Consider the following 21,987-nt stretch of genomic DNA (forward strand, 5'->3'; position numbering starts at 1 on the left):
TATATTCTCCTAATATTATTCTTATATTATCTTTCTCAATAGATATACAACTTCGCCAAGTGCTTACTTATCATTAGCAGCTGCTACACCCGGTAATTCCTTGCCTTCCAGGAATTCAAGAGATGCACCACCACCTGTTGAGATATGTGTCATCTTGTCACCATATCCTAACTGGTTAACTGCTGCTGCAGAGTCTCCTCCACCGATGATTGTTACAGCATCTGTATCTGCAAGTGCTTTTGCTACTGCTTCTGTACCATGAGCGAATTTCGGCATCTCGAAGCATCCCATTGGTCCGTTCCAAACAACAGTCTTAGCATCCTGAACTGCTTCACAGAAGATCTTCTCTGTGTCTGGTCCGATGTCAAGTCCTTCCCATCCCTCCGGAATCTCGCCGGATTTTACAACCTTAGAATTAGCATCATTAGAGAAATCATCTGCGATAACTGTATCTACTGGAAGTAACAGTTTTACACCTTTCTCTTCTGCTTTCTTCAGCATGTTCAGTGCATATTCGCAGTAATCTGCTTCAAGAAGAGAATTTCCTACACTTCCGCCCTGTGCTTTAGAGAATGTATAAGACATACCTCCACCAATGATTAATGTATCAACCTTATCAAGAAGGTTCTCGATCACAGAGATCTTGCTGGATACCTTAGCACCGCCAAGGATTGCAACGAATGGTCTCTCCGGATTATTTACTGCATTTCCAAGGAAATCGATTTCTTTCTGCATCAGATATCCTACAGCTGCTGTATCAACAAATTCTGTCACCCCAACGTTAGAGCAGTGTGCACGGTGAGCTGTACCAAATGCATCGTTCACGAATACTTCGCAAAGAGAAGCAAGTTCTTTGCTGAACGCTTCGCCATTCTTGGTCTCTTCTGCTCTGTAACGTGTGTTTTCAAGAAGGATTACATCTCCATCCTGCATTGCTTCTACTGCTGCTTTTGCATTCTCCCCAACTACTTCCGGGTCTGCTGCAAATTTTACTTCCTGTCCAAGAAGTTCAGACAGACGAACTGCTACTGGTGCAAGAGACAACTCCGGCTTCGGCTCTCCCTTCGGTTTTCCAAGGTGGGAACAAAGAATAATCTTGCCGCCATCTGCGATTAATTTCTTAATTGTAGGAAGTGCTGCAACCAGACGGTTCTCATCTGTAATCTTTCCATCAATAAGAGGAACGTTGAAGTCACATCTTACAAGTACTTTTTTGCCTTTTACATTAATATCATCTACTGATTTTTTATTAAGCATTGATTTGCCTCCTCAGTTATATTTATTAAGGGTATGTATTGCCCCTATATTCTTGAATTTGATACTAAAAAGGGTCCGGTCCTTTATAAGACCGGACCCTTTGTGAGTCTTAAGTAAGGTAGTTCTTCGAGACCAGGCTCGACAATACCTCGCCAAGTTCCGAAGAACAGCATTCGCACTAAGGTCGAAAAGACCTCACTAAGTGCTCTATGCTAATTCAGAGAAGTATTTGATTGTTCTTACCATCTGGCTTGTGTAAGAATTCTCATTGTCATACCAAGATACAACCTGAACCTCTGTTGTTCCGTTGTCTAACTGGCATACCATTGTCTGAGTAGCATCGAATAATGAACCATATCTCATACCTACGATATCGCTGGAAACGATCTCATCTGTATTGTATCCGAAAGATTCTGTAGATGCTGCTTTCATAGCTGCGTTGATCTCATCAACTGTTACAGTTCCTTCAACAACTGCTGTTAAGATTGTTGTAGATCCTGTTGGGGTTGGAACACGCTGAGCAGCTCCGATTAATTTTCCATTTAACTCTGGAATAACAAGACCGATTGCTTTTGCAGCACCTGTGCTGTTAGGTACGATATTAACTGCTGCTGCACGAGATCTTCTAAGATCACCTTTTCTCTGTGGTCCGTCAAGTGTCATCTGATCGCCTGTGTAAGCGTGAATTGTGCACATGATACCAGATTTGATTGGTGCAAGGTCATTAAGAGCCTTAGCCATTGGTGCTAAGCAATTTGTTGTACAAGAAGCTGCAGAGATAACTGTATCTTCTGGCTTCAGTGTCTCGTGGTTTACATTATATACGATTGTTGGCAGGTCGTTACCAGCTGGTGCTGAGATAACAACTTTTCTTGCTCCTGCTTTAACGTGAGCAGATGCTTTCTCTTTAGATGTATAGAATCCTGTACACTCAAGAACAACGTCAACACCGATCTCTCCCCATGGAAGTTCCTCAGCGTTAGCCTTTGCATAGATCTTGATCTCTTTTCCATCAACAACGATAGAATCTTCTGTAGCTTCTACTTTGTCAGCTAAAGCATATTTACCCTGTGAAGAGTCATACTTTAATAAGTGTGCGAGCATCTTAGGAGATGTCAAGTCGTTGATTGCTACAACTTCATATCCCTCTGCTCCAAACATCTGTCTGAACGCAAGACGTCCAATACGTCCAAATCCATTAATCGCTACTTTTACTGCCATGATTAATTCCTCCTAAAGTTTGTTATTAACTGTTTATGCAGTCACCTTTTTGTGAAGCCTTTAACATCGTTAAATAATCCTCAACTGCTAATAATTGTACTAAATCTGATACAAAAATTCAAGAGGTTTTCCCATTTTTATGGAAGTTGGATAAATTTACTCGATCTTGCTGTGTATTCTGTATAATATTTGAACCCACATGCCTTTAATATCTCTGATACTTTATGGAAATCATAGGCGATATGCTCTGGCTTGTGAGCATCTGCACCAACTGTTATGATCTCTCCTCCCAATTCTCTGTATCTTTTTAATACATCCGAATGCGGATGCGCAAATGGCAGTCCATATTTTAATCCTGCCATATTTAATTCCAATCCTTTCTCCTTCTCAATCAAGGTTCTTAGGATCTCATCAATAATATCCGCAAATCTCTGGTAAGAATATTCCTTCTCCCGGTTCGCACCATACCTAACCGCATAGTCCAGATGTCCAAGCACATCATAATCCGAAAGAGTCCTCACATTTTCAAGCGTCGTCTCTAAGATCAGACGATATGCTTCTTCATCCGTCCTGTCACGGAACAATCTGCCCGCCGCCGGATCCGTATAGATGTCTTCACCATTCACCCTCTTATATGGAACACTGTGGACAGAACCAATAACCATATCAAACGGATATCTATCAACCAGTTCCTTATAATGTTCTCCCAGATAAGGACGAAGCCCCAGTTCAACACCGATCTTGATCTCAATCTGCTCCTTATACTTCTCTTTTAAAGGCACTAATGTACGAAAATAGGATTCCGGATCAAAGATATCCTCCGGTCCCCATTCCATATTATCTTTATCATAATGATCTGTAAAGCAGATCACCTCCAGGCCTTTTGCAATCGCCCCCTGAATCATCTGCTCAGGACTCGCTTCCGAATCACTGGAAAACGATGAATGCATGTGTACGTCTGCTCTCATTCTCTTTCTTCTCCTCCTATAATCGTTCCGCCACCCAGCACATACTCACCGTCATACAAGACAACTGCCTGTCCCGGAGTAATTGCCCTCTGCGGCTCTTCAAATACACACAGGATCTCGTCTTCTCCCGTCTTCTCCACCGTGCACCATGCACCTCGGTGATTATAGCGTATCTTCGCCCATACCCTCTTTTTCTCAGGCAAGTCCTCTACCGACATAAAATTCACCTGATTCGCTCTGACATAACGGGACATGGATTCTTCATTGGTTCCCACTACCACTTCATTCGTCTCAGGGCGAATCTCCAGAACGAACACCGGATGTCCCAGTGATAATCCCAATCCCTTTCGCTGGCCAACCGTATAATGGACAATTCCCTTATGCTGTCCCACAATCGTCCCGTCAGACAACACAAAATTACCGGGGAAACTCTTCACTCCGGCATTGTCTTCAATATAAGATGCATAATCTCCATCCGGCACAAAACAGATATCCTGACTGTCTGGTTTATGTGCCACCTGAAGTCCAATCTGTTCTGCCATCTTACGGATCTGCTCTTTAGAATAACTGCCTACAGGCATCAATGTATGCGCTAACTGCTCTTGGGTAAGATTATAAAGCGCATAGGTCTGATCCTTTGCATCTGTCTCTGATACGCGAAGTGCATATCTTCCGTTCGCCAGCCTGTCGATTCTTGCATAATGTCCGGTTGCTATATAATCCGCTCCGATATCCATGCTTCTCTTAAGAAGTGCCTCCCATTTCACATAACGGTTACAGGCAATGCAAGGATTCGGCGTTCTCCCATGGAGATATTCGTCTACAAAATAGTCAATTACAGATTCTTTGAATTCCCGCTTAAAATTCATAACATAATAAGGGATATCCAGAGATGCCGCCACTCGTCTGGCATCGTCCACCGCACTCAAGCCACAGCAGCCTCCCTGCTCCTCCTGAACGCTTTGTTCTTCCTCCTGCCAGATCTGCATGGTCACGCCTATAACATCGTATCCCTGCTCTCTCAACAGCCAGGCTGCCACGGAGGAATCAACTCCTCCGGACATCCCTACTACCACTTTTTTCTTCTCCATCATCTCTCCGCCTGAGTGATCGGTTGAATCTTCTATCCTGCTTCTCCCGACATACTCTTTCTTCGCTGCTTAATATTCCTCTTCTTCCTCTTCCTCGCCCTCGTGAATATCGGACTTTGGTTTCTCCAAACCTTCAATCTTGATTCCATGCTTCTCCGCATAATCCCACAGTGCCGCATGAATGGCTTCTTCTGCCAGCAATGAACAGTGTACCTTTACCGGAGGCAGTCCATCCAGCGCTTCCATAACCGCTTTGTTCGTCACTTCCATCGCCTCTTGAATCGACTTGCCTTTTACCAGTTCCGTTGCCATACTGCTGGTTGCTACAGCCGCACCACAGCCAAATGTTTTGAACTTAACATCGCGAATGATCTGGTTGTCGTCAATATCCAGATAGATTCTCATAATATCTCCGCATTTTGCATTTCCTACTGTTCCAACTCCACTGGCATTCTCTATCTCACCAACATTTCTCGGATGTTGGAAATGATCCATTACTTTTTCTGTATACATAATTATTTCCTCCTGTACATACAATTTATTATTGTTTTTTCACAAAATCCTCATAAAGCGGCGACATCTTTCTCAGATGCTCCACAATCTCTTTCAGGTTATCTACAACGTAATCAATGTCCTCTTTTGCTATCTCTTCATTCAGCGTCAATCTAAGTGAACCATGCGCTATCTCATGAGGCAATCCGATTGCCAGCAGCACATGTGACGGATCAAGCGAGCCAGAAGTACATGCCGAACCACTGGAACCACAGATGCCCTTCATATCCAGCATAATCAACAAGGATTCTCCTTCGATAAACCGGAAACTAAAATTCGCATTGTTCGGGAGACGATCTGTTCTGTGTCCATTTAATCTGCAATAAGGGATCTCCTTCATGACGCGTTCAATCAGATAATCTCTAAGTTCTGTTTCTTTCGCAGTTCTTTCCTGCATTGTTGTAACCGCACGCTTAACCGCTGTACCTAATCCAATGATCCCCGGAACATTCTCTGTACCGGCACGGCGTTTTCTCTCCTGCGCTCCGCCATGCACGAAAGAACGAATCTTCACACCTTTGCGAATATACAAGAACCCAATTCCTTTCGGTCCGTTCAGCTTATGTCCACTGGCACTCAGCATATCGATATGGCATTCATCCACATTGATCGGTACTTGTCCAAATGCCTGCACTGCATCTGTATGGAACAGGATTCCGTGCTCATGGGCAATCTCGCCAATCTCCTTAATCGGCTGGATCGTTCCAATCTCATTATTCGCATACATAACCGAGATCAGGATTGTAGTCGGACGAATCGCTGCTTTCAGGGCATCTAACTTCACCTTTCCATCCTCATCTACATCCAGATACGTAACCTCGAATCCTTTCTTTTCCAGATACTCTGCCGTATGCAGAATCGCATGATGCTCAATCTTGGTCGTGATAATATGATTGCCTTTGCTTTCATATGCTTCCGCCGTTGCCTTTAATGCCCAGTTGTCTGATTCCGAACCGCCTGCGGTAAAATAGATCTCGTTTCCCTTTGCTCCAAGCGCTTCTGCGATGATATCTCTCTGCTGGCTGATTGCTTCTTTATTGCCAGCCGAAAAACTATAGACACTGGATGGATTGCCATAGTTCTCTGTAAAATATGGCAGCATCGCCTCCACAACCTCCGGCGCAGTCTTTGTTGTCGCCGCATTATCTAAATAAATTAATCTTCCCATGCTTCTTCTCCTTCTTTAAAATTAGAATATTATATTATAATTTCTAGTGATTACATTTCTGCCCCTCGCATCCGCCTTCTGGGTTCAGCGACTTGCTCTCTCTTACCAATTCATCCAACATCATATGATTCACGGTATCGTTGATACTGTCATTAATCTTCTGCCACACATATTTTGTGACACATCCATCTGCCGCCATGCAGCCATCTTCTGAATAGTAAGCTGCGCATTTCACCGGCTCCAGGCTTCCTTCCAGCGCTCTTAGCACGTCTCCCACAGAGATCTCATTCGCCTTCTTCGCTAATATATATCCCCCTGTAGCACCACGGATACTATTCACAAGCCCCGCTTTTCGAAGCAAAGCCACTAACTGCTCCAGGTATCGTTCCGAAATATCCTGCCTTGCCGCAATACTGTTGATGGATACCGGCTCTTCCTCGCTGTATCTGGCAAGATCTATCATGGCTCGAAGACCATATCTTCCTTTTGTCGAAAGTTTCATTGACTCACCTTCTTTTTAATCCCTAGCAAATCGCTAGGATATTTGCTATATGTAGGATAGCACTGCTTTTTTGTTCTGTCAAGTCCTCTTATCGAATATATTATAGCAATACCCATTAGGAGTCTGCCATGTCACGAAAAAAAACTATTATCAAAGGCACATTTATCTTAACTATCACCGGGCTTGTCACACGTGTGATGGGCTTTTTTTACCGTATTTTTCTAAGCCATACTTTTGGGGAGGAGGGAGTCGGACTATATCAACTGGTATTTCCCATCTATGCACTCTGCTTCTCCTTAACCTCTGCCGGTATCGAACTTGCCCTGTCCCGCTGTGTTGCCGCCCGCATGACACAAGGTAGAAAACGAGAAGCAAAAGAGTTACTGTACACAAGCCTTGTCCTTACCGTCACTGCTTCCTGTATTGTAACTCTGATGATTCAAAAATATGCCTTCTTCATTGCAGCAGCCTTTTTACAGGAACCCCGTTGTGCCGACCTGCTCATTATCCTCTCCTATGCATTCCCATTTGCATCGGTACATAGCTGTATCTGCGGATATTATTTTGGGCTCAAACAGACAGGCGTTCCTGCAACTTCTCAGTTCATTGAACAGACCGCCCGGATTCTCAGCGTATATCTGCTCTATCTGTATGGCGTAAACCATGGGATTCAATTCGGAGTATCCATCGCCGTTGCCGGACTGATTGCAGGAGAAGTAACTTCTTCCCTGTTCTGTCTGCGCGCTCTCCTGGGGAAAAACGGACTTAGCCGCCTCTCTCGCCTTCGCCTGGCAGGATGTCTCAGGCACAGCCGCGAATTGCTTACACACGCGATTCCATTAACCGGAAGCAGGGTTCTTCTCAATATCCTACAAAGCATCGAGGCCGTATCTATCCCTGTAAAATTGCAGGCATACGGAATGACCCTCGGCGAGTCACTAAGCACCTACGGCGTATTAACAGGAATGGCACTCCCCTGCATCCTCTTCCCCTCTGCCATTACCAATTCCGTATCCACCATGCTCCTTCCTACCGTAGCAGAGATACAGGCATTAGACCACCGTAAGGAACTTTCAAATCTGATGAAGAAGGTTACCTATTCCTGCATCTTCCTTGGAAGCATCTGCTGCGTATGCTTCCTCGCTTTTGGAAAATGGGCAGGAACTCTGCTGTTCCACAGTCCAATGGCAGGAAATTACATTATCACCTTGTCCTGGATGTGTCCATTCCTGTATACGAATAATACATTAATCAGTATTATTAACGGGATTGGAAAGACAACGTTATCTTTTATTATTAATTCGACCAGTCTGGGGGTTCGGATTCTGAGCGTATTTGTGATGATACCTGTATTCGGGATTCAGGGGTATTTGTGGGGACTGCTGGCAAGCCAGGTGTGTATCTTTCTCTTTTGCTTATTATATTTGCAGTTTTACTTAGGGAAGGTGGCGCCTTAGGTGGGAATTTTGTTCTTGAAGAGTATATGTGAAGTGTACGGCAGAGAGGAGCGGTATGGGCGTTCATATCCGACTCCAATCGCCTACAATCCGTAGGTTCAAAAGAGGTCTGAAATTAGGCATCGACTATAGCGGACGCAAAATCTTGATGATTTTCCGTCCACGATAGTCTGAACTTCTGTACTGGTAGTACAGAAGTCCTCCTAATTTCAGACCTCTTTTTCACCAACGGCTTGTACGGCTCTTCTACGCATATGAACGCCCATACTGCCCCTCTCTGCCTGACATTCTTATGTGTAACTCTTCACGAACGAGGAGGATTCCTGGCGAGGATGTGGGAGGAAGGGTATCGGATGGATAACAGATTGGGAATGGAACGAATTTATATTCGTGAAATAAACAGGAGGTTTCTGTATTCCCCTACGCTTCCAATATGTTATCCCACCGATACCATTCCACACGCATCCCCGCCCTTGCACCGTACACCTCCCAACACTCCACTTTCTACATTAAATTCATTTAAAGCGTCCCCAGAAACATCTGCATCAGAACCGGATTCACATAGCACTCCAGCAAGATCCCCACTGCGATAAACAGCACCATGCTCACCGTCTTCGACAGATTCCATCTTGCTTTCGGATATGTAAAAAAATACCACAAGAGAATCATATAACCTGCTATGTAGAATACAAAATGTGGCATTAATGCAACCAAACAGAGAATCAGCCCTTTAAGCCCCATTTTCAAGACTGCGGATGTCATAAGCATCCCGCCTGAAAAGCCTGTCCATAGCAGAATAACTGCCACAACCACTTTCCGTAGTTTCGTACAGCCAAGTGCCCCAGCCAGTATGACCGGCGTAATTCTGATCTTTGCCACATACCAGATATACTCCACCACATCAATCTCTGTCTGACTATACTGATTCAGAAAAAAATCATTAAAAATCCCCATGCTTGTAATATAGTCTTTCGACATGAGATTCGCATACATGATTCCAAGGAAAAATCCCACCATGCAAAACAAGACTAAAAACTTCCGGCTCTCTCGTATCTTCACAGATGTTCCTCCCTTTGCCAAGATACTTCATTATATGCCGAGGAACGGATTATATTCTCTTTACTGCAAATATTTTGACTCGTATGCCAGAATCGCGGCAACAGTCTTCGAATCCTCTATCTTTCCTGTAAAAATCATCTCTTTTAATTCTGCAAGAGTATAGGCTTTCACATCTACATACTCATCTTCGTCCAGATGTTGGTGCGTTGGAATCAGATCCTTTGCCACATAGATTTCAATCTTCTCATTGCAGAATGCCACCGTAGTTCGAAGCGTGATCAGCCATTCCAGATTCTCCGACTTATAACCGGTCTCTTCTTCCAATTCTCTTCTGGAACACTCAAGACCCGGTTCATTCGGATCATCCAATTTGCCCGCCGGGATTTCCAACGTATATCGTTCCAACGCATTCCGGTACTGGGATACCATTAATATCCTTCCATCATCCAGAACCGGAACAACAGCCGCCGCTCCGTCATGATGGATATAATCCCAGTCAGCCGTATTACCATTGGCAAATTCCATGTGGTCCTTATATACTTTTAATATTGCGCCCTCATATACCAGTTCTCTTCCTGTACGTTTTACTTCATCACTCATCATTATATTCCTCCGAATTATATAAAAAGGATCAGCCACTAACAACTGATCCTTTCTTCCCATTTATCTTCTACTTGGCATAGTCTGTAACTCGTGATTCACGGATTACATTGACCTTAATCTGTCCAGGATATTCTAATTCATACTCAATCTGCTTAGCAATATCTCTAGCCATCAATACCATGTCTGCGTCAGATACTTGCTCTGGAACTACCATAACACGAATCTCTCTACCTGCTTGAATTGCAAAAGACTTATCAACACCCTTAAACTGGTTGGTGATATCTTCTAATTGTTTTAACCTGTTTGTATATGTTTCTAATGTTTCTCTTCTTGCACCTGGTCTTGCCGCTGATATCGTATCAGCCGCCTGTACCACACATGCAATCAGACTTTCCGGCTCTACATCGCCATGATGGGCTTCAACCGCATTAATAACCGTTGCAGACTCCTTGTATTTTCTACAAAGATCCACACCGATCTGAATATGGGAACCTTCCACATCATGATCTATAGATTTGCCGACATCGTGTAAAAGACCTGCACGCTTAGCGATTCTGACATCCAAGCCAATCTCGCCTGCTAAAAGTCCAGCCAATTGTGCTACTTCTATAGAATGCTTCAATGCATTCTGTCCGTAACTGGTTCTGAACTTCATACGACCAAGAAGCTTAATAAGTTCTGGATGAATTCCATGAACTCCTACTTCAAGAGCCGCTGCCTCTCCTTCTTCACGAATCATAGCCTCTACTTCTTTTTGCGCCTTTTCTACCATCTCCTCAATTCTTGCCGGATGAATTCGTCCGTCAACAATCAACTTCTCAAGCGCAATCCTTGCGACTTCTCTTCTTATTGGATCAAATCCTGATAATACAACCGCTTCCGGAGTATCGTCAATGATAAGTTCAACGCCCGTCATCGTCTCTAATGTACGGATATTACGACCTTCACGTCCAATAATTCTTCCTTTCATTTCGTCACTCGGAAGCTGTACAACCGAAATTGTAGTTTCCGCAACATGATCTGCCGCACATCTCTGGATCGCAGTAACGACATATTCTTTCGCTTTCTTATCTGCTTCTTCCTTCGCCTGCGCTTCTAATTCCTTAATCATCTTGGCAGTGTCATGCTTTACATCTTCTTCAACAGTTTTTAACAAATATTCTTTTGCTTGTTCGGAGGTTAGTCCTGAGATTCTTTCTAGTTCCTGTACTCTCTGCTGACTCAGCTCTTCTACTTTCGCTTCGCGCTGTCTCAGCTGTTCTTCTTTTGCTGTAAATCCTGCCTCACGCTTTTCAATCGCATCCGCCTTCTTATCGAGTGCCTCTTCTTTGGAAAGAACGCGCTTCTCATAACGTTGTAACTCCGCTCTACGTTCCTTAGTCTCTTTCTCAAGTTCATTCTTGTTCTTAATAGACTCTTCTTTAATTTCCAAGAGAGACTCCTTCTTTTTTGCCTCAGCCGTCTTCACTGCATCGTCAATGATTTTCCTTGCTTTGCTTTCCGCATTTCCAATCTTAGAATCTGCATTCTTCTTCAGATTAGAAACTGTCAAGAAATGACTGACAACTGCCGCTGCCACGATCAACACAATTGCCACAGCAATTAATATTCCATTCGGCACAGGAGCACCTCCTTATTTAGTTTTCATTGTACAAATACAACACTTAAATTTTATACTGTTTTCACAAATATGTCAAGCATTCCACTCAGAAACTTGTATCACTTGACGTACGTCCTCATAGCGGAATCCTTTACGCATCAGATACCCCGCGATTTTCTGCCTTTCTGCATAATCTGCGGTCTCCGGATCGAACTTCTTTTTTCTGATAATTGCTTCAATTGCGGCCCTGGAATCATCACTTTCATAGCATTCTTCAAATGCTTTTTCTATCTCTTCTTTTGTAATTCCTTTCTGACAAAGTGCAGCATAGATTTCTTTTCGGCTTTTTTTATCCTTACGGCTCTCAATAAAACTACAGGCATATTCCATATCGTTCACATACCCAAAAGACTTGACGTAAGCAATCGCTGCCTCTACAATATCGGAAGCATAGCCTCCCTGTTCTAATTTTGTACGAAGTTGGGATTCTGTTCTTCCCATATCACTTAAAAGATGCATTGCCCTTAACTTCGCCCGCTTCAGTACAACCTCTGTACGTATGGACTGATATGCTTCTTCATTCAATTCGCCATCCACCGCAATATGATAGCGAGACAGTTCGCCCTTATATAGGATAAAAGCGAACTGTCCGTCTAAATACACCTTATACTTTGTCTTTGTCACTGGTTCAAGTCTTGTGACTGTCATTCTTATTCTTCCTCTTTTGTCTTTCTCGTGCTAGTGCCTGCTTTCTTATTCTCCATCTTGGCATCTGCCTTATCTTCTGCTTTTGACCCATCCCCGCCAATATTATAATGTGCACGAATCTTTTTCTCCAATTCGTCCATAATCTCTGGATGCTCTTTCAGATAGATCTTAGCATTCTCGCGTCCCTGCCCAATCTTATCCCCATTGTAAGCAAACCATGCACCGCTCTTGCTCACCAGATCAATGCTGACCGCAAGATCCAGAATATCACCTTCCTTGGAGATTCCCTTACCAAACATGATATCGAACTCTGCCTCTTTAAACGGAGGCGCAATCTTATTCTTTACAACCTTCACACGGGTTCTGTTACCTACCATCTCGCCACTCTGCTTCAATGTCTCGATTCTTCTGACATCCATACGGATAGAAGCATAGAACTTAAGCGCACGACCTCCGGTTGTAGTCTCCGGGTTGCCGAACATAACGCCTACCTTCTCACGCAACTGGTTGATGAAGATTACCACGCAGTTAGACTTGCTGATTACCGGAGTCAGTTTACGAAGCGCCTGTGACATCAATCTTGCCTGAAGACCCACATGGCTGTCTCCCATGTCTCCCTCAATCTCCTGCTTTGGCACCAGCGCCGCAACAGAGTCTACTACAATAATATCCATAGCACCGGAGCGAACCATCGTCTCAGTAATCTCAAGCGCCTGATCGCCACTGTCCGGCTGAGAGATATATAATTCATCAATATCAACACCTATATTCTTCGCATATGCAGGGTCCAATGCATGCTCTGCATCAATAAATCCTGCAATTCCACCCCTCTTCTGTACTTCTGAAATCATATGTAATGCAACCGTTGTCTTACCACTGGACTCTGGTCCATAGATCTCAACAACACGTCCTCTTGGAACACCGCCAAGTCCCAGTGCAAGATCAAGGCTTAAAGAGCCTGTCGGAATTGTCTCTACTGCCACCTGCGCTGATGGATCGCCTAACTTCATGACCGTTCCTTTTCCATAATCTTTCTCTAACTTCGCTATCGCGGCATCTAATGCTTTCTTCTTATCTTCACTTGCCATAATCTAATCTCCTTTTAAAACACGAACGAATGTTCGTTACCTGGTTAATATACTATTATACTTACCCATAAATGTCAACACAATTTTTTTAAACCTATGAAAAAACTTACCAGTTTGTATAGATACATATACTTTATGTACTCGTATACTCATTCCTAAAATCCCTGGAACATCCTACAGACTTGTATAGATTACCTAAAATAGAAAATAGACTCCCTCAAGACTATCTGATTTCAAAATATCACACTTTCTGATATCCGTCAACCAATACCTGAAAAACCCTGCCGATAAAACCAGCAGGGTCTTCCTCTACACACTCACCACAATAACTTCGCACGCTTCCAAAGAAATCCTGTCTATTCCTTTCTCTACGCTTCTATTCTTATTCGAAAGCAACACTTCCTTAACCTTCTCCTTGAGTTCCACCGTCACCGCTTCCTGTCCAAAGTTCGCAAATACAATTGCGCTCTTCTCTTCCGTCCGTCTCTCATATGCAAAGATCTTCTCATCTTCTTCATACATCGGAACGAACTCCCCATATACGAATACTTCTTTCCACTCCTCACTCTTGCGAAGCCGGATCAATCTCCGATAATAATTCAAAACCGAATCCTCATCCTTATCCTGGACAGCCACATTGATCTTCCGATAATTCTCATTCACGCTAAGCCACGGAGTTCCTTTCGTGAATCCTGCATTTTCTGTAGTATCCCACTGCATCGGGGTTCTTGCGTTATCCCTACTGTACTTATAACATACCTCCAATGCCTGTTCTTTCGTAAGCCCTGTTTCCAGTGCAAGATGGAACTGATTATAGGTATCAATATCATCATAATCATTGATATCTTCTCTCCGGCAATTCTGCATCCCGATTTCCTGTCCCTGATAGATAAATGGAATTCCTCTAAGAAGTACGCTGACCGTTCCAAGCATCTTAGTTCCGTCAGGAGTCCTTGCATATTCAGGAAGATATCTGCTTGCTCCTCTTGGCTCGTCATGATTCTCAATAATATTTGCCAGATATGCCTTGCCTTGACACTCCAGCTGCGAATTGATAATCGCCCTCTTCCATGTCAGGAAGTCTACATCCCCGGTATCATACCATCCATGCTCACCGCTCGTCTGAACATGAGGCGCGAAATCGAACATCGTCGAGAAATATCCATCATCACCGACAAACTCTTCCAGTTCTCCATCCTTCATATTGAAGACCTCGCCAACCGTAAACGCATCATGCTTCGCGAAAGTCTCCCGTTTCAATTCTCCCAGAAGTTCTCCGATTCCCTCTACCTCTTCTACCATTCTGGTCGCACGGCACATTCCATCCGGTCCATCCGGTTCAAAATCAGGAAAAGCAAGATCCTTCTTGATATTAATAATCGCATCGATACGGAAACCTGCGATTCCCTTATCCAGCCACCAATTCACCATGCCAAACAGTTCTTCTCTTACCTTCGGATTCTCCCAGTTAAGATCCGGCTGTTCTTTGGCAAACAAATGAAGATAATATTTATCCGTGCCCGGCACTGGTTCCCAGGTACTTCCGCCAAAGTAAGAACGATAATTGCTTGGCGGATTTCCATTCTTACCCTTCACAAAATAAAAATAATCCGCATACTCGCCTTCCGGATCTGCCAACGCTTTCTTGAACCACACATGATCGCTGGAACAATGATTGATCACAAGATCCATCACAATCTGAATGCCCCGCTCCTTCGCCTCTTTAAGCAGCAGATCGAATTCCTCCATCGTGCCGAACTCCTCGGCAATCTTATAATAGTCTGAGATATCATATCCCTGATCTATAAAAGGAGACTGATAGATTGGAGAAAGCCAGATCAGATCAATCCCCAGTTCTTTCAGATAATCCAGTTTCCGGATCACTCCTTTCAGATCTCCGATTCCGTCACCATTGCTATCCATGAAACTCTTTGGATAGATCTGATATGCTACTTTTTCATGCCACCATTTTCTATTCATAGCTGTAACCTCCAACTGCTGTAATACTCTGATTACATTGTACATACCTTCCTCTCGTATTGCTTCTCTTATATTGAGAAATAATTACACTATTTTGACTTTTTCCGATACTCCGATGGTGTCATCTGCTTCAGTTGGAAGAAACGGCGGATAAAATATCCCATATTGTCATATCCGCACCGCATGGCAATCTCTATAATCTTGTCATCTGTCTCCAAAAGTTCCTGGGTAGCCCGATTAATCCGAATCTCATTAATATACTCCGTAACCGTCTTTCCTGTCGTTCTCTTAAAATAACGGCAGAAATACTGGGCATTCATCCCTGCCACCGCTGCGATCTCATCAATCTGTATCTTTCTTCCGTAATTATCATGGATAAAAGTAAGCACCCGTTTCATAGTATCGATCTTATAGGAATCTGATGCCTGTTCATCTTTCACATTCTCAAGGCAGCCGTTCTCATACAGACATGCCAGCATATGATACAGTTCTGCTTTTACCTTAAGATAGGCACTCAAATCCTTTTTCACAGCATTTTCATAGATTCTTCTATAGATCTGACTCAACTCATTCCAGAATGAATTTTTTTCATCTATGATGAGGGGCAGGCGGATCTTCTTATCCACCAGCGGCCGGATCATTTTGTGCTGGACGCCGTCATAATACTCAAAACTAAGCATATTTACATCGAATACAACCGCCTGTTCCCTGCCGCCTTCTTCCAGCCAGATTGAATGGATCTCTTCTGAGCCTACGAAGATCAATGCCGGGGCAGTAACTACCAATTCCTTCATATTGACGGACAGACGGAACGTACCTGATTCCAGACTGATAACCTCCGTCTCCTTATGCCAATGCAAAGGAACCGAATAACTCCCTACGCCTTCCCACTTATAGACAGCCAGCGGAAATTCTGTCGTTCCATGCACTGCATTTTCTTTTAACTTACTGATCTCCATACGGTTTCATGTCTCCTTTATACGGTATCTTCTCCAAAAACACTAATTTCTCGCAGTTCATTATACCGCAAACCAGTTTTGATGTACAGTTGGTCTCCGAGAATTCCTGACAGCAATTCTGACCGTATATCCGAACAATTCACACATAACTTACAAAAGCGCATCCTTCATAATCCATCTCAAGCACCATTCCATATCCCGCTGTTTTACCTTTTTGTCTGTCACAACATCATAAGCTGCAATCTCCTTACCATCCAGAAAATAGCGGATACTTCCAATCTTTTCGCCTACCTTCACCGGTGCCTCCAACGAATCCTCCACCTCAGTCTTGATCACAACATCTTCATCTTCCCTAAGAAGAACAGGAATCTCATCTTTCTCCTCAACATGTACCGGAATCTGTATCTCGCGTTCATATGGGTTATTTTCTTCTACTCCGCTTATCACGTTCACATCCGGCAGGTCCACATCCTCCCAGACGTCCCGGTATGCATAATTCGCAATCCCATACTCCATTAATTTCCTGGTATCTACCCACTTATACCCTTTATTGTTCGGCCACCCACAGGCAAGAAGAGCAACAATGAATGTCCTGCCATCCCTCTGAAGCGCACCTACATAGCAATATCCTGCATCTGCAGTAAATCCGGTCTTCCCCGTCAGCGCTCCATCCATCATATCCAGAAATGCGTTGTGGTTATTACAGGAAAATTGCCGGCTCCCCTCTACATTAGAAAATGAATACGTCTTCGTCCTTGTAATCTCCAGGAATTCCTCTTTACAAGGCGACTGTGTAATACAGTACCGCATAATGGCTGCCAGATCCCTGGCTGTTGTAGAATGAACGCCCCTATCATCACTTTCATCCAATCCATTCGGTGTGATAAAATATGTATTATTACATCCAAGTTCTTTCGCTTTTTGATTCATCATATCCGCGAATCCTTCTACCGAACCTACAAGCCCTTCCGCTATCACTACCGCACTGTCATTATGGGATTCTAGCATCAGGGAATATAGAAGATCTTTCAGATAATACTCCTCCTGATCCTGAACGCCAAGCCTTACTTTCGGCTGTCCGGCAGCATACCCGGAGGCAGTCACTACCTGCCCTTCCTGCATATTTTCCAACGCAAGTATGCAAGTCATAATCTTCGTCGTGCTTGCCATAGGTCTGATTATCTCTTCTTCCTTGCCAAATAAAACACGCCCACTATCAGCATCCATTAGCACTGCTGACTGGGCGTATAACTGCTCCGGCTCGTCCCCGCCTTCTTCTGCTTCTGCCTGGACATCACCAAACTGCATAAGCAGAACACATATCAAAAGACTGCACAATAATATTTTCTTTTTCATCCGCCGCACCATACATCACCATGTTATTGCAATATATGTGGGGACATATTCTCCTATTCCAAATAAATGAATCCTAGATATCCAGTTTCAACTGAATCTCTTCTTCTGCCTCTTCCTTAAAACTCTCCACCTGCTCCGGATTCAGGCTCGGAAGGTCGTCTACCGACTGGACACTGAATCTTCGCAGGAACTCCTCTGTCGTCCCGAACAGAATCGGCTTGCCCGGTGCTTCCAGACGTCCCCGCTCGCACACCAGATTGTATTCCACCAGTTTATTCACGGCATGGTCTGACTTCACACCCCGAATCTTTTCAATCTCCAGTTTTGTAACCGGCTGCTTATAGGCAATAATCGACAACGTCTCCAGCAGGACATCCGTCAGCACATATTTCTTCGGCTGCTTTGCCACACGGATCAGGTACTCATACATCTCCTTCTTCGTACACATCTGAAATGCATCCTCCAGTTCAATAATGCGTACCCCCCTGTCCTCTGCCTGATATTTATCCATCATTCTATGTATAATCTTCCGGGTGGTATCCTCATCATGTTCAATCGCGGAAGCAATCTTATTCAGTTCAACAGATTCTCCCATCGTGAAGAGAACCGCTTCTATAATTCCTTCTAATTTACTAATCTCCACGCTTTCCATACTACCTTTCCATCCTCAAGTTCATCCTTAAGTTCTATCCCCGACCATTTATCCTGGACGTTATCATAATCTCATCAAAGGGCTGCTCCTGCTCAATCAGGATAATTCCTTCCTTCATCAACTGCAGAATTGCAAGAAACGTCACCACAACCTGCGTCTTGGAACACTGTTTCTCCAGCAATTCCCGGAATCCAAACTTCTTATGGTTTTCTGCATACTCTGTAACATACTGGAGTTTGTCAGGAAGCGTCACCTCTTCCTTCTCAATCTTGCCAAATTTGCTGCGGACAGGATCAATCTTATCCACCTGCTTCTTCATCACATCCCGAAAAATACGGTTCAATTGCGCAAGCGTAACATCTCCAAGCAAGGCATCCAGATCTACCGGTTCTACATATTCTAATACTTCCGTCGGAATCGTAGGCTCCTTGTACATCACCTGCTCTCCCTCTACCTGTCTGTCCCTCAATTCATAGGACATGTATTTATACATCTTATATTCCAATAACTGTTCTACCAGTTCCTGTCTCGGATCCTCTTCCTCTCCTTCTTCATTTACTTCTTTCGGAAGAAGCATTCTGCACTTAATGTCAAGCAGTGTCGCCGCCATAACCAGAAACTCGCTCATGACATTCAGATCTTCTTTTTCCATGGCTTTGATATAATCCATATATTGATTCGTGATCTCTACGATTGGGATATCATAGATATCAATCTTATTCTTATCGATCAAATGCAGAAGCAGATCCAGCGGTCCTTCGAAGACCTGCAGTTTTACCGGAATTCCCATAAGTCTCTCCCCATTACCTAATACAGTACATTATCCAATCTATCACTGACATTTTCACTTGTCTGTTTTTCAATGTACTAATTGCCGCAATTGTATTATTATACAAGAATCTTCCTGTTTTCACAAGTTCTATTCCGTATAAATCTAAAACTCTGGCATATTTTATTCGCTATTTTCTAACTGAACTATGGGCATTGGCAATACATTGCCTAGCTCTCACCAAATTCCAATACAATCAACTCTGCCGGATTAAAAAGACGGACAGGCACTGAATGAGTTCCAAGTCCCTTACTTACTACGATTGCAGCATCGTTTTCTTCGTATAGCCCTCCCGAGTATCTCGGAAATAATCGGAAGTCCGGAGCAATTACGCCTCCAATTCCCGGAATCTGTGCGACTCCCCCATGATAATGCCCTGACAGAATCAAGTCTGCCCCCCATGCTTTGTACGCTTCCATATATGCCGGATGATGCGCCAGAAGAATCTGATAGGCAGAATCTGACAGACCGATCCGTTCTTCTACCTCCTCCTGCTCTACTCGTCTCGCCCGAAAACGTTCATATCCTGACAGCGGAATCTCTAAGCCCGTTATCTTGATTCTAATATCATCCCAGCAGACTTCTGCCGACTCATTCTCCAGAAGATGAATCCCTGCCGCCACAAGCCTGCGTTTGTAATCTTCGTAAGACTGTTCATATTCCTCAGGATATTCCTTTAACTTCTGTTCATGATTGCCGTTAGCACAGTATACCTCACAGATTTCCGGAAGTTTCGAAAGGAACTTTAAGGTCTGCTCGTAAGAACATCCATCAGCCCTCACAAGCATATCTCCGCCGATCAGTATCATATTGGGATGTTCTCTCATAATTGCCGCAAGCAATTCTTCATTATCCTTTCCATAAGAACAATTATGAAGATCACTTAAGAACACGATTTTCCTTGTTTTCTTAAGTTCCTTTAATTTTCCGGACTTTATCTGATAGGTTGTCACTTGAAAATAATGTAGTTCGCGGAGATTCTCTCCTATCATCAATACGAGCAGAATCAGAATAATCATTACTATCGTTTTCAATCATTTCTCTCCTTTACGCCTTGAATAATTATATAATTATTCCTGTTAATTTGCAAATATATATGGTAGAATAATTCATTAGAAATAATTAACTATATAAGGGAGGTTTTCTACATGACAGTACCAGAAAGAATCTCTGCCCTTCGTTCCTTAATGGAAGAAAAGGGTTATGATGTATATCTGATTCCAACAGATGACAATCATCAGAGTGAATACGTGGGAGAACATTTTAAAGCAAGAGCATTTATTACCGGATTCACCGGATCTGCCGGATCTGCTGTAATCACAAAGACAGAGGCTGGACTTTGGACAGACGGAAGATATTTTATCCAGGCTGCCCAGCAGCTTGACGGAAGCGGTGTTACACTTTTCAAAATGGGTGAGCCAGGCGTTCCTGCTCTGGAAGATTATATCGCTAAGGTGATTCCTGAAGGCGGCACACTCGGATTCGATGGACGAGTTGTTGCAATGGGCGAAGGTCAGGCTCTGGAAGCTGCACTTGCTCCAAAAAACGGAAAGATCAACTACTCCGAAGATCTGATTGACAAGATCTGGGAAGACAGACCGGCACTATCTGAAAAACCGGCATTCGCACTTGGGGAAGAATATACCGGAGAAAGCACTACAAGCAAACTTTCCCGCATCCGTGAGGCGATGAAAGAGGCTGGTGCCAATGTTCATGTACTGGCTGCTTTGGACGATATCTGCTGGACCATCAACCTTCGCGGTGACGATATCGAGTATTTTCCGCTGCTTCTGTCCTATGCGATCATCACCATGGATGACATGAAACTCTACGTAGACGAACGCAAACTGACACCGGAGATGAAGGAGAATCTTGCAAAAGATAATATCTCTATCCATCCATACAATGCAATCTACGAAGATATCAAAGCATTAAAGGCTGAAGACAAAGTATTGGTAGACCCATCCAGACTGAACTATGCAATCTACAACAACATTCCTTCCGGAGCAACCGTAATCGAACAGATGAACCCGGAAGTTCTTATGAAAGCAATGAAGAATGACGTGGAATTGAAAAATATTATCAATGCTCACATCAAAGATGGTGTTGCTATGACCAAGTTCATGTACTGGCTGAAGAAGAATGTTGGGAAAATCGAGATCACCGAGATCAGCGCAGCAGAAAAACTGGAAGAATTCCGCAAAGAGCAGGAAGGCTACCTGTGGCAGAGTTTCGAGCCTATCTGTGGCTCTGGAGAACACGGCGCTATCGTTCACTACGCTGCTACTCCTGAAACGAATATCCCAGTTGTAACCGACGGCTTATTCCTTACCGATACAGGCGGCGGATATATGGAGGGTTCAACAGACATCACAAGAACCTTCGCATTCGGCAAACTCACCAACCGAATGAAAGATGATTTTACAACCGTACTTCTGTGCAATCTGCATCTGGCACGTGCAGTCTTCCTCTATGGTACCTGCGGCTATAACCTGGATGTTCTGGCAAGAATCCCTGCATGGGAACGCGGTCTTAACTTCAACCACGGTACCGGACATGGTGTTGGATACCTGATGAACATTCACGAGGCACCTGCCGGATTCCGCTGTGCAATCCGCGAGAAAGAGAAGTCTCCATTGGAGCCGGGCATGGTAATTACGAATGAACCTGGTATCTATATTGAAGGCTCTCACGGTATCCGTACTGAAAACGAAATGGTGGTAAGAAAGGGACAGAAGACCGAATACGGACAGTTCCTATACTTTGAGCCAATCACTTATGTTCCGATCGATCTGGATGCGATTAATCCTGATATGATGAAACAGGAAGATAAGGATCAGTTGAATGCATATCATGCGAAAGTGTATGAGATTGTGGCTCCACATCTGGATGATGAGCAGAAAGAGTGGTTGAAAGAGTATACTAGGGCTATTTAAG

The 21,987-nt window shown here is 43.8% G+C and carries 20 protein-coding genes; 2 read left to right on the forward strand and 18 right to left on the reverse strand.

The window, feature by feature from the left end:
* Window positions 1-63 precede the first annotated feature (63 nt).
* The 7 genes from ACQRBN_RS12405 to ACQRBN_RS12435 form a co-directional block, all read right to left on the reverse strand.
* A complete protein-coding gene (locus tag ACQRBN_RS12405; RefSeq protein ID WP_427739307.1) occupies window positions 64-1,257 on the reverse strand; it encodes a phosphoglycerate kinase in 1,194 nt (397 codons plus the stop codon).
* 207 nt (window positions 1,258-1,464) lie between these two features.
* Window positions 1,465-2,478, reverse strand: a complete 1,014-nt coding sequence (gene gap, locus ACQRBN_RS12410; protein WP_427739308.1) for a type I glyceraldehyde-3-phosphate dehydrogenase — start codon at window positions 2,476-2,478, stop codon at window positions 1,465-1,467.
* Between the two features lie 137 nt (window positions 2,479-2,615).
* Complete coding sequence (locus ACQRBN_RS12415) at window positions 2,616-3,446, reverse strand: histidinol-phosphatase HisJ family protein (protein WP_427739310.1); 831 nt, start codon at window positions 3,444-3,446, stop codon at window positions 2,616-2,618.
* A complete protein-coding gene (gene mnmA, locus ACQRBN_RS12420; protein WP_427739333.1) occupies window positions 3,443-4,537 on the reverse strand; it encodes a tRNA 2-thiouridine(34) synthase MnmA in 1,095 nt (364 codons plus the stop codon). The genes ACQRBN_RS12415 and mnmA overlap by 4 nt, the downstream gene beginning before the upstream one ends.
* A 69-nt stretch (window positions 4,538-4,606) precedes the next feature.
* Entirely contained in the window at window positions 4,607-5,050 is a 444-nt protein-coding gene (nifU, locus tag ACQRBN_RS12425) for a Fe-S cluster assembly scaffold protein NifU (RefSeq protein ID WP_427739311.1), read from the reverse strand.
* A gap of 28 nt (window positions 5,051-5,078) precedes the next feature.
* Window positions 5,079-6,257 carry a cysteine desulfurase NifS gene (nifS, locus tag ACQRBN_RS12430; protein ID WP_427739312.1) on the reverse strand — a complete coding sequence of 393 codons (1,179 nt, stop codon included), beginning with the start codon at window positions 6,255-6,257 and terminating at the stop codon, window positions 5,079-5,081.
* Window positions 6,258-6,300: 43 nt separating this feature from the next.
* On the reverse strand, window positions 6,301-6,759 hold the full coding sequence (locus ACQRBN_RS12435) for an RrF2 family transcriptional regulator (protein ID WP_427739313.1): 459 nt from the start codon (window positions 6,757-6,759) through the stop codon (window positions 6,301-6,303).
* A gap of 128 nt (window positions 6,760-6,887) precedes the next feature.
* On the opposite strand from ACQRBN_RS12435, the gene ACQRBN_RS12440 reads away from it, so the two are divergent.
* Window positions 6,888-8,216 (forward strand): polysaccharide biosynthesis protein, encoded by a 1,329-nt coding sequence (locus ACQRBN_RS12440; RefSeq protein ID WP_427739314.1) that lies wholly within the window; start codon window positions 6,888-6,890, stop codon window positions 8,214-8,216.
* Window positions 8,217-8,735: 519 nt separating this feature from the next.
* On the opposite strand, the gene ACQRBN_RS12445 is transcribed toward ACQRBN_RS12440, so the two are convergent.
* The 11 genes from ACQRBN_RS12445 to ACQRBN_RS12495 form a co-directional block, all read right to left on the reverse strand.
* Window positions 8,736-9,275, reverse strand: coding sequence for a stage II sporulation protein M (locus ACQRBN_RS12445; protein WP_427739316.1), 540 nt, complete (start codon window positions 9,273-9,275; stop codon window positions 8,736-8,738).
* Window positions 9,276-9,335: 60 nt separating this feature from the next.
* Window positions 9,336-9,875 (reverse strand): NUDIX domain-containing protein, encoded by a 540-nt coding sequence (locus ACQRBN_RS12450; RefSeq protein ID WP_427739334.1) that lies wholly within the window; start codon window positions 9,873-9,875, stop codon window positions 9,336-9,338.
* A 70-nt stretch (window positions 9,876-9,945) separates the two neighbouring features.
* Window positions 9,946-11,499 (reverse strand): ribonuclease Y, encoded by a 1,554-nt coding sequence (gene rny / locus ACQRBN_RS12455; protein ID WP_427739317.1) that lies wholly within the window; start codon window positions 11,497-11,499, stop codon window positions 9,946-9,948.
* A gap of 72 nt (window positions 11,500-11,571) precedes the next feature.
* The gene (locus ACQRBN_RS12460) at window positions 11,572-12,186 is read right to left on the reverse strand and encodes a regulatory protein RecX (RefSeq protein WP_427739318.1); all 615 of its coding nucleotides are present in this window, start codon (window positions 12,184-12,186) and stop codon (window positions 11,572-11,574) included.
* Window positions 12,187-12,188: 2 nt separating this feature from the next.
* Complete coding sequence (recA, locus tag ACQRBN_RS12465; RefSeq protein WP_427739319.1) at window positions 12,189-13,274, reverse strand: recombinase RecA; 1,086 nt, start codon at window positions 13,272-13,274, stop codon at window positions 12,189-12,191.
* Window positions 13,275-13,583: 309 nt separating this feature from the next.
* Window positions 13,584-15,254, reverse strand: a complete 1,671-nt coding sequence (locus ACQRBN_RS12470; RefSeq protein ID WP_427739321.1) for a glycoside hydrolase family 13 protein — start codon at window positions 15,252-15,254, stop codon at window positions 13,584-13,586.
* A gap of 89 nt (window positions 15,255-15,343) precedes the next feature.
* Window positions 15,344-16,213, reverse strand: a complete 870-nt coding sequence (locus ACQRBN_RS12475; RefSeq protein WP_427739322.1) for a helix-turn-helix domain-containing protein — start codon at window positions 16,211-16,213, stop codon at window positions 15,344-15,346.
* Between the two features lie 150 nt (window positions 16,214-16,363).
* Complete coding sequence (locus ACQRBN_RS12480; RefSeq protein WP_427739323.1) at window positions 16,364-17,569, reverse strand: D-alanyl-D-alanine carboxypeptidase family protein; 1,206 nt, start codon at window positions 17,567-17,569, stop codon at window positions 16,364-16,366.
* A gap of 73 nt (window positions 17,570-17,642) precedes the next feature.
* Window positions 17,643-18,221, reverse strand: coding sequence for an SMC-Scp complex subunit ScpB (gene scpB, locus ACQRBN_RS12485; RefSeq protein ID WP_427739324.1), 579 nt, complete (start codon window positions 18,219-18,221; stop codon window positions 17,643-17,645).
* A 34-nt stretch (window positions 18,222-18,255) separates the two neighbouring features.
* Window positions 18,256-19,011 (reverse strand): segregation and condensation protein A, encoded by a 756-nt coding sequence (locus tag ACQRBN_RS12490; protein ID WP_427739325.1) that lies wholly within the window; start codon window positions 19,009-19,011, stop codon window positions 18,256-18,258.
* A gap of 209 nt (window positions 19,012-19,220) precedes the next feature.
* Window positions 19,221-20,084: a metallophosphoesterase gene (locus ACQRBN_RS12495; protein WP_427739326.1), complete on the reverse strand. Its 864-nt coding sequence runs from the start codon at window positions 20,082-20,084 to the stop codon at window positions 19,221-19,223.
* Between the two features lie 114 nt (window positions 20,085-20,198).
* Here ACQRBN_RS12495 and ACQRBN_RS12500 point away from each other — a divergent pair, with 114 nt between their 5' ends.
* Window positions 20,199-21,986 carry an aminopeptidase P family protein gene (locus ACQRBN_RS12500; RefSeq protein WP_427739327.1) on the forward strand — a complete coding sequence of 596 codons (1,788 nt, stop codon included), beginning with the start codon at window positions 20,199-20,201 and terminating at the stop codon, window positions 21,984-21,986.
* Window position 21,987: the final 1 nt, after the last annotated feature.

Source organism: Bariatricus sp. SGI.154 (assembly GCF_050313795.1).
Classification (GTDB): domain Bacteria; phylum Bacillota; class Clostridia; order Lachnospirales; family Lachnospiraceae; genus CAMBRQ01.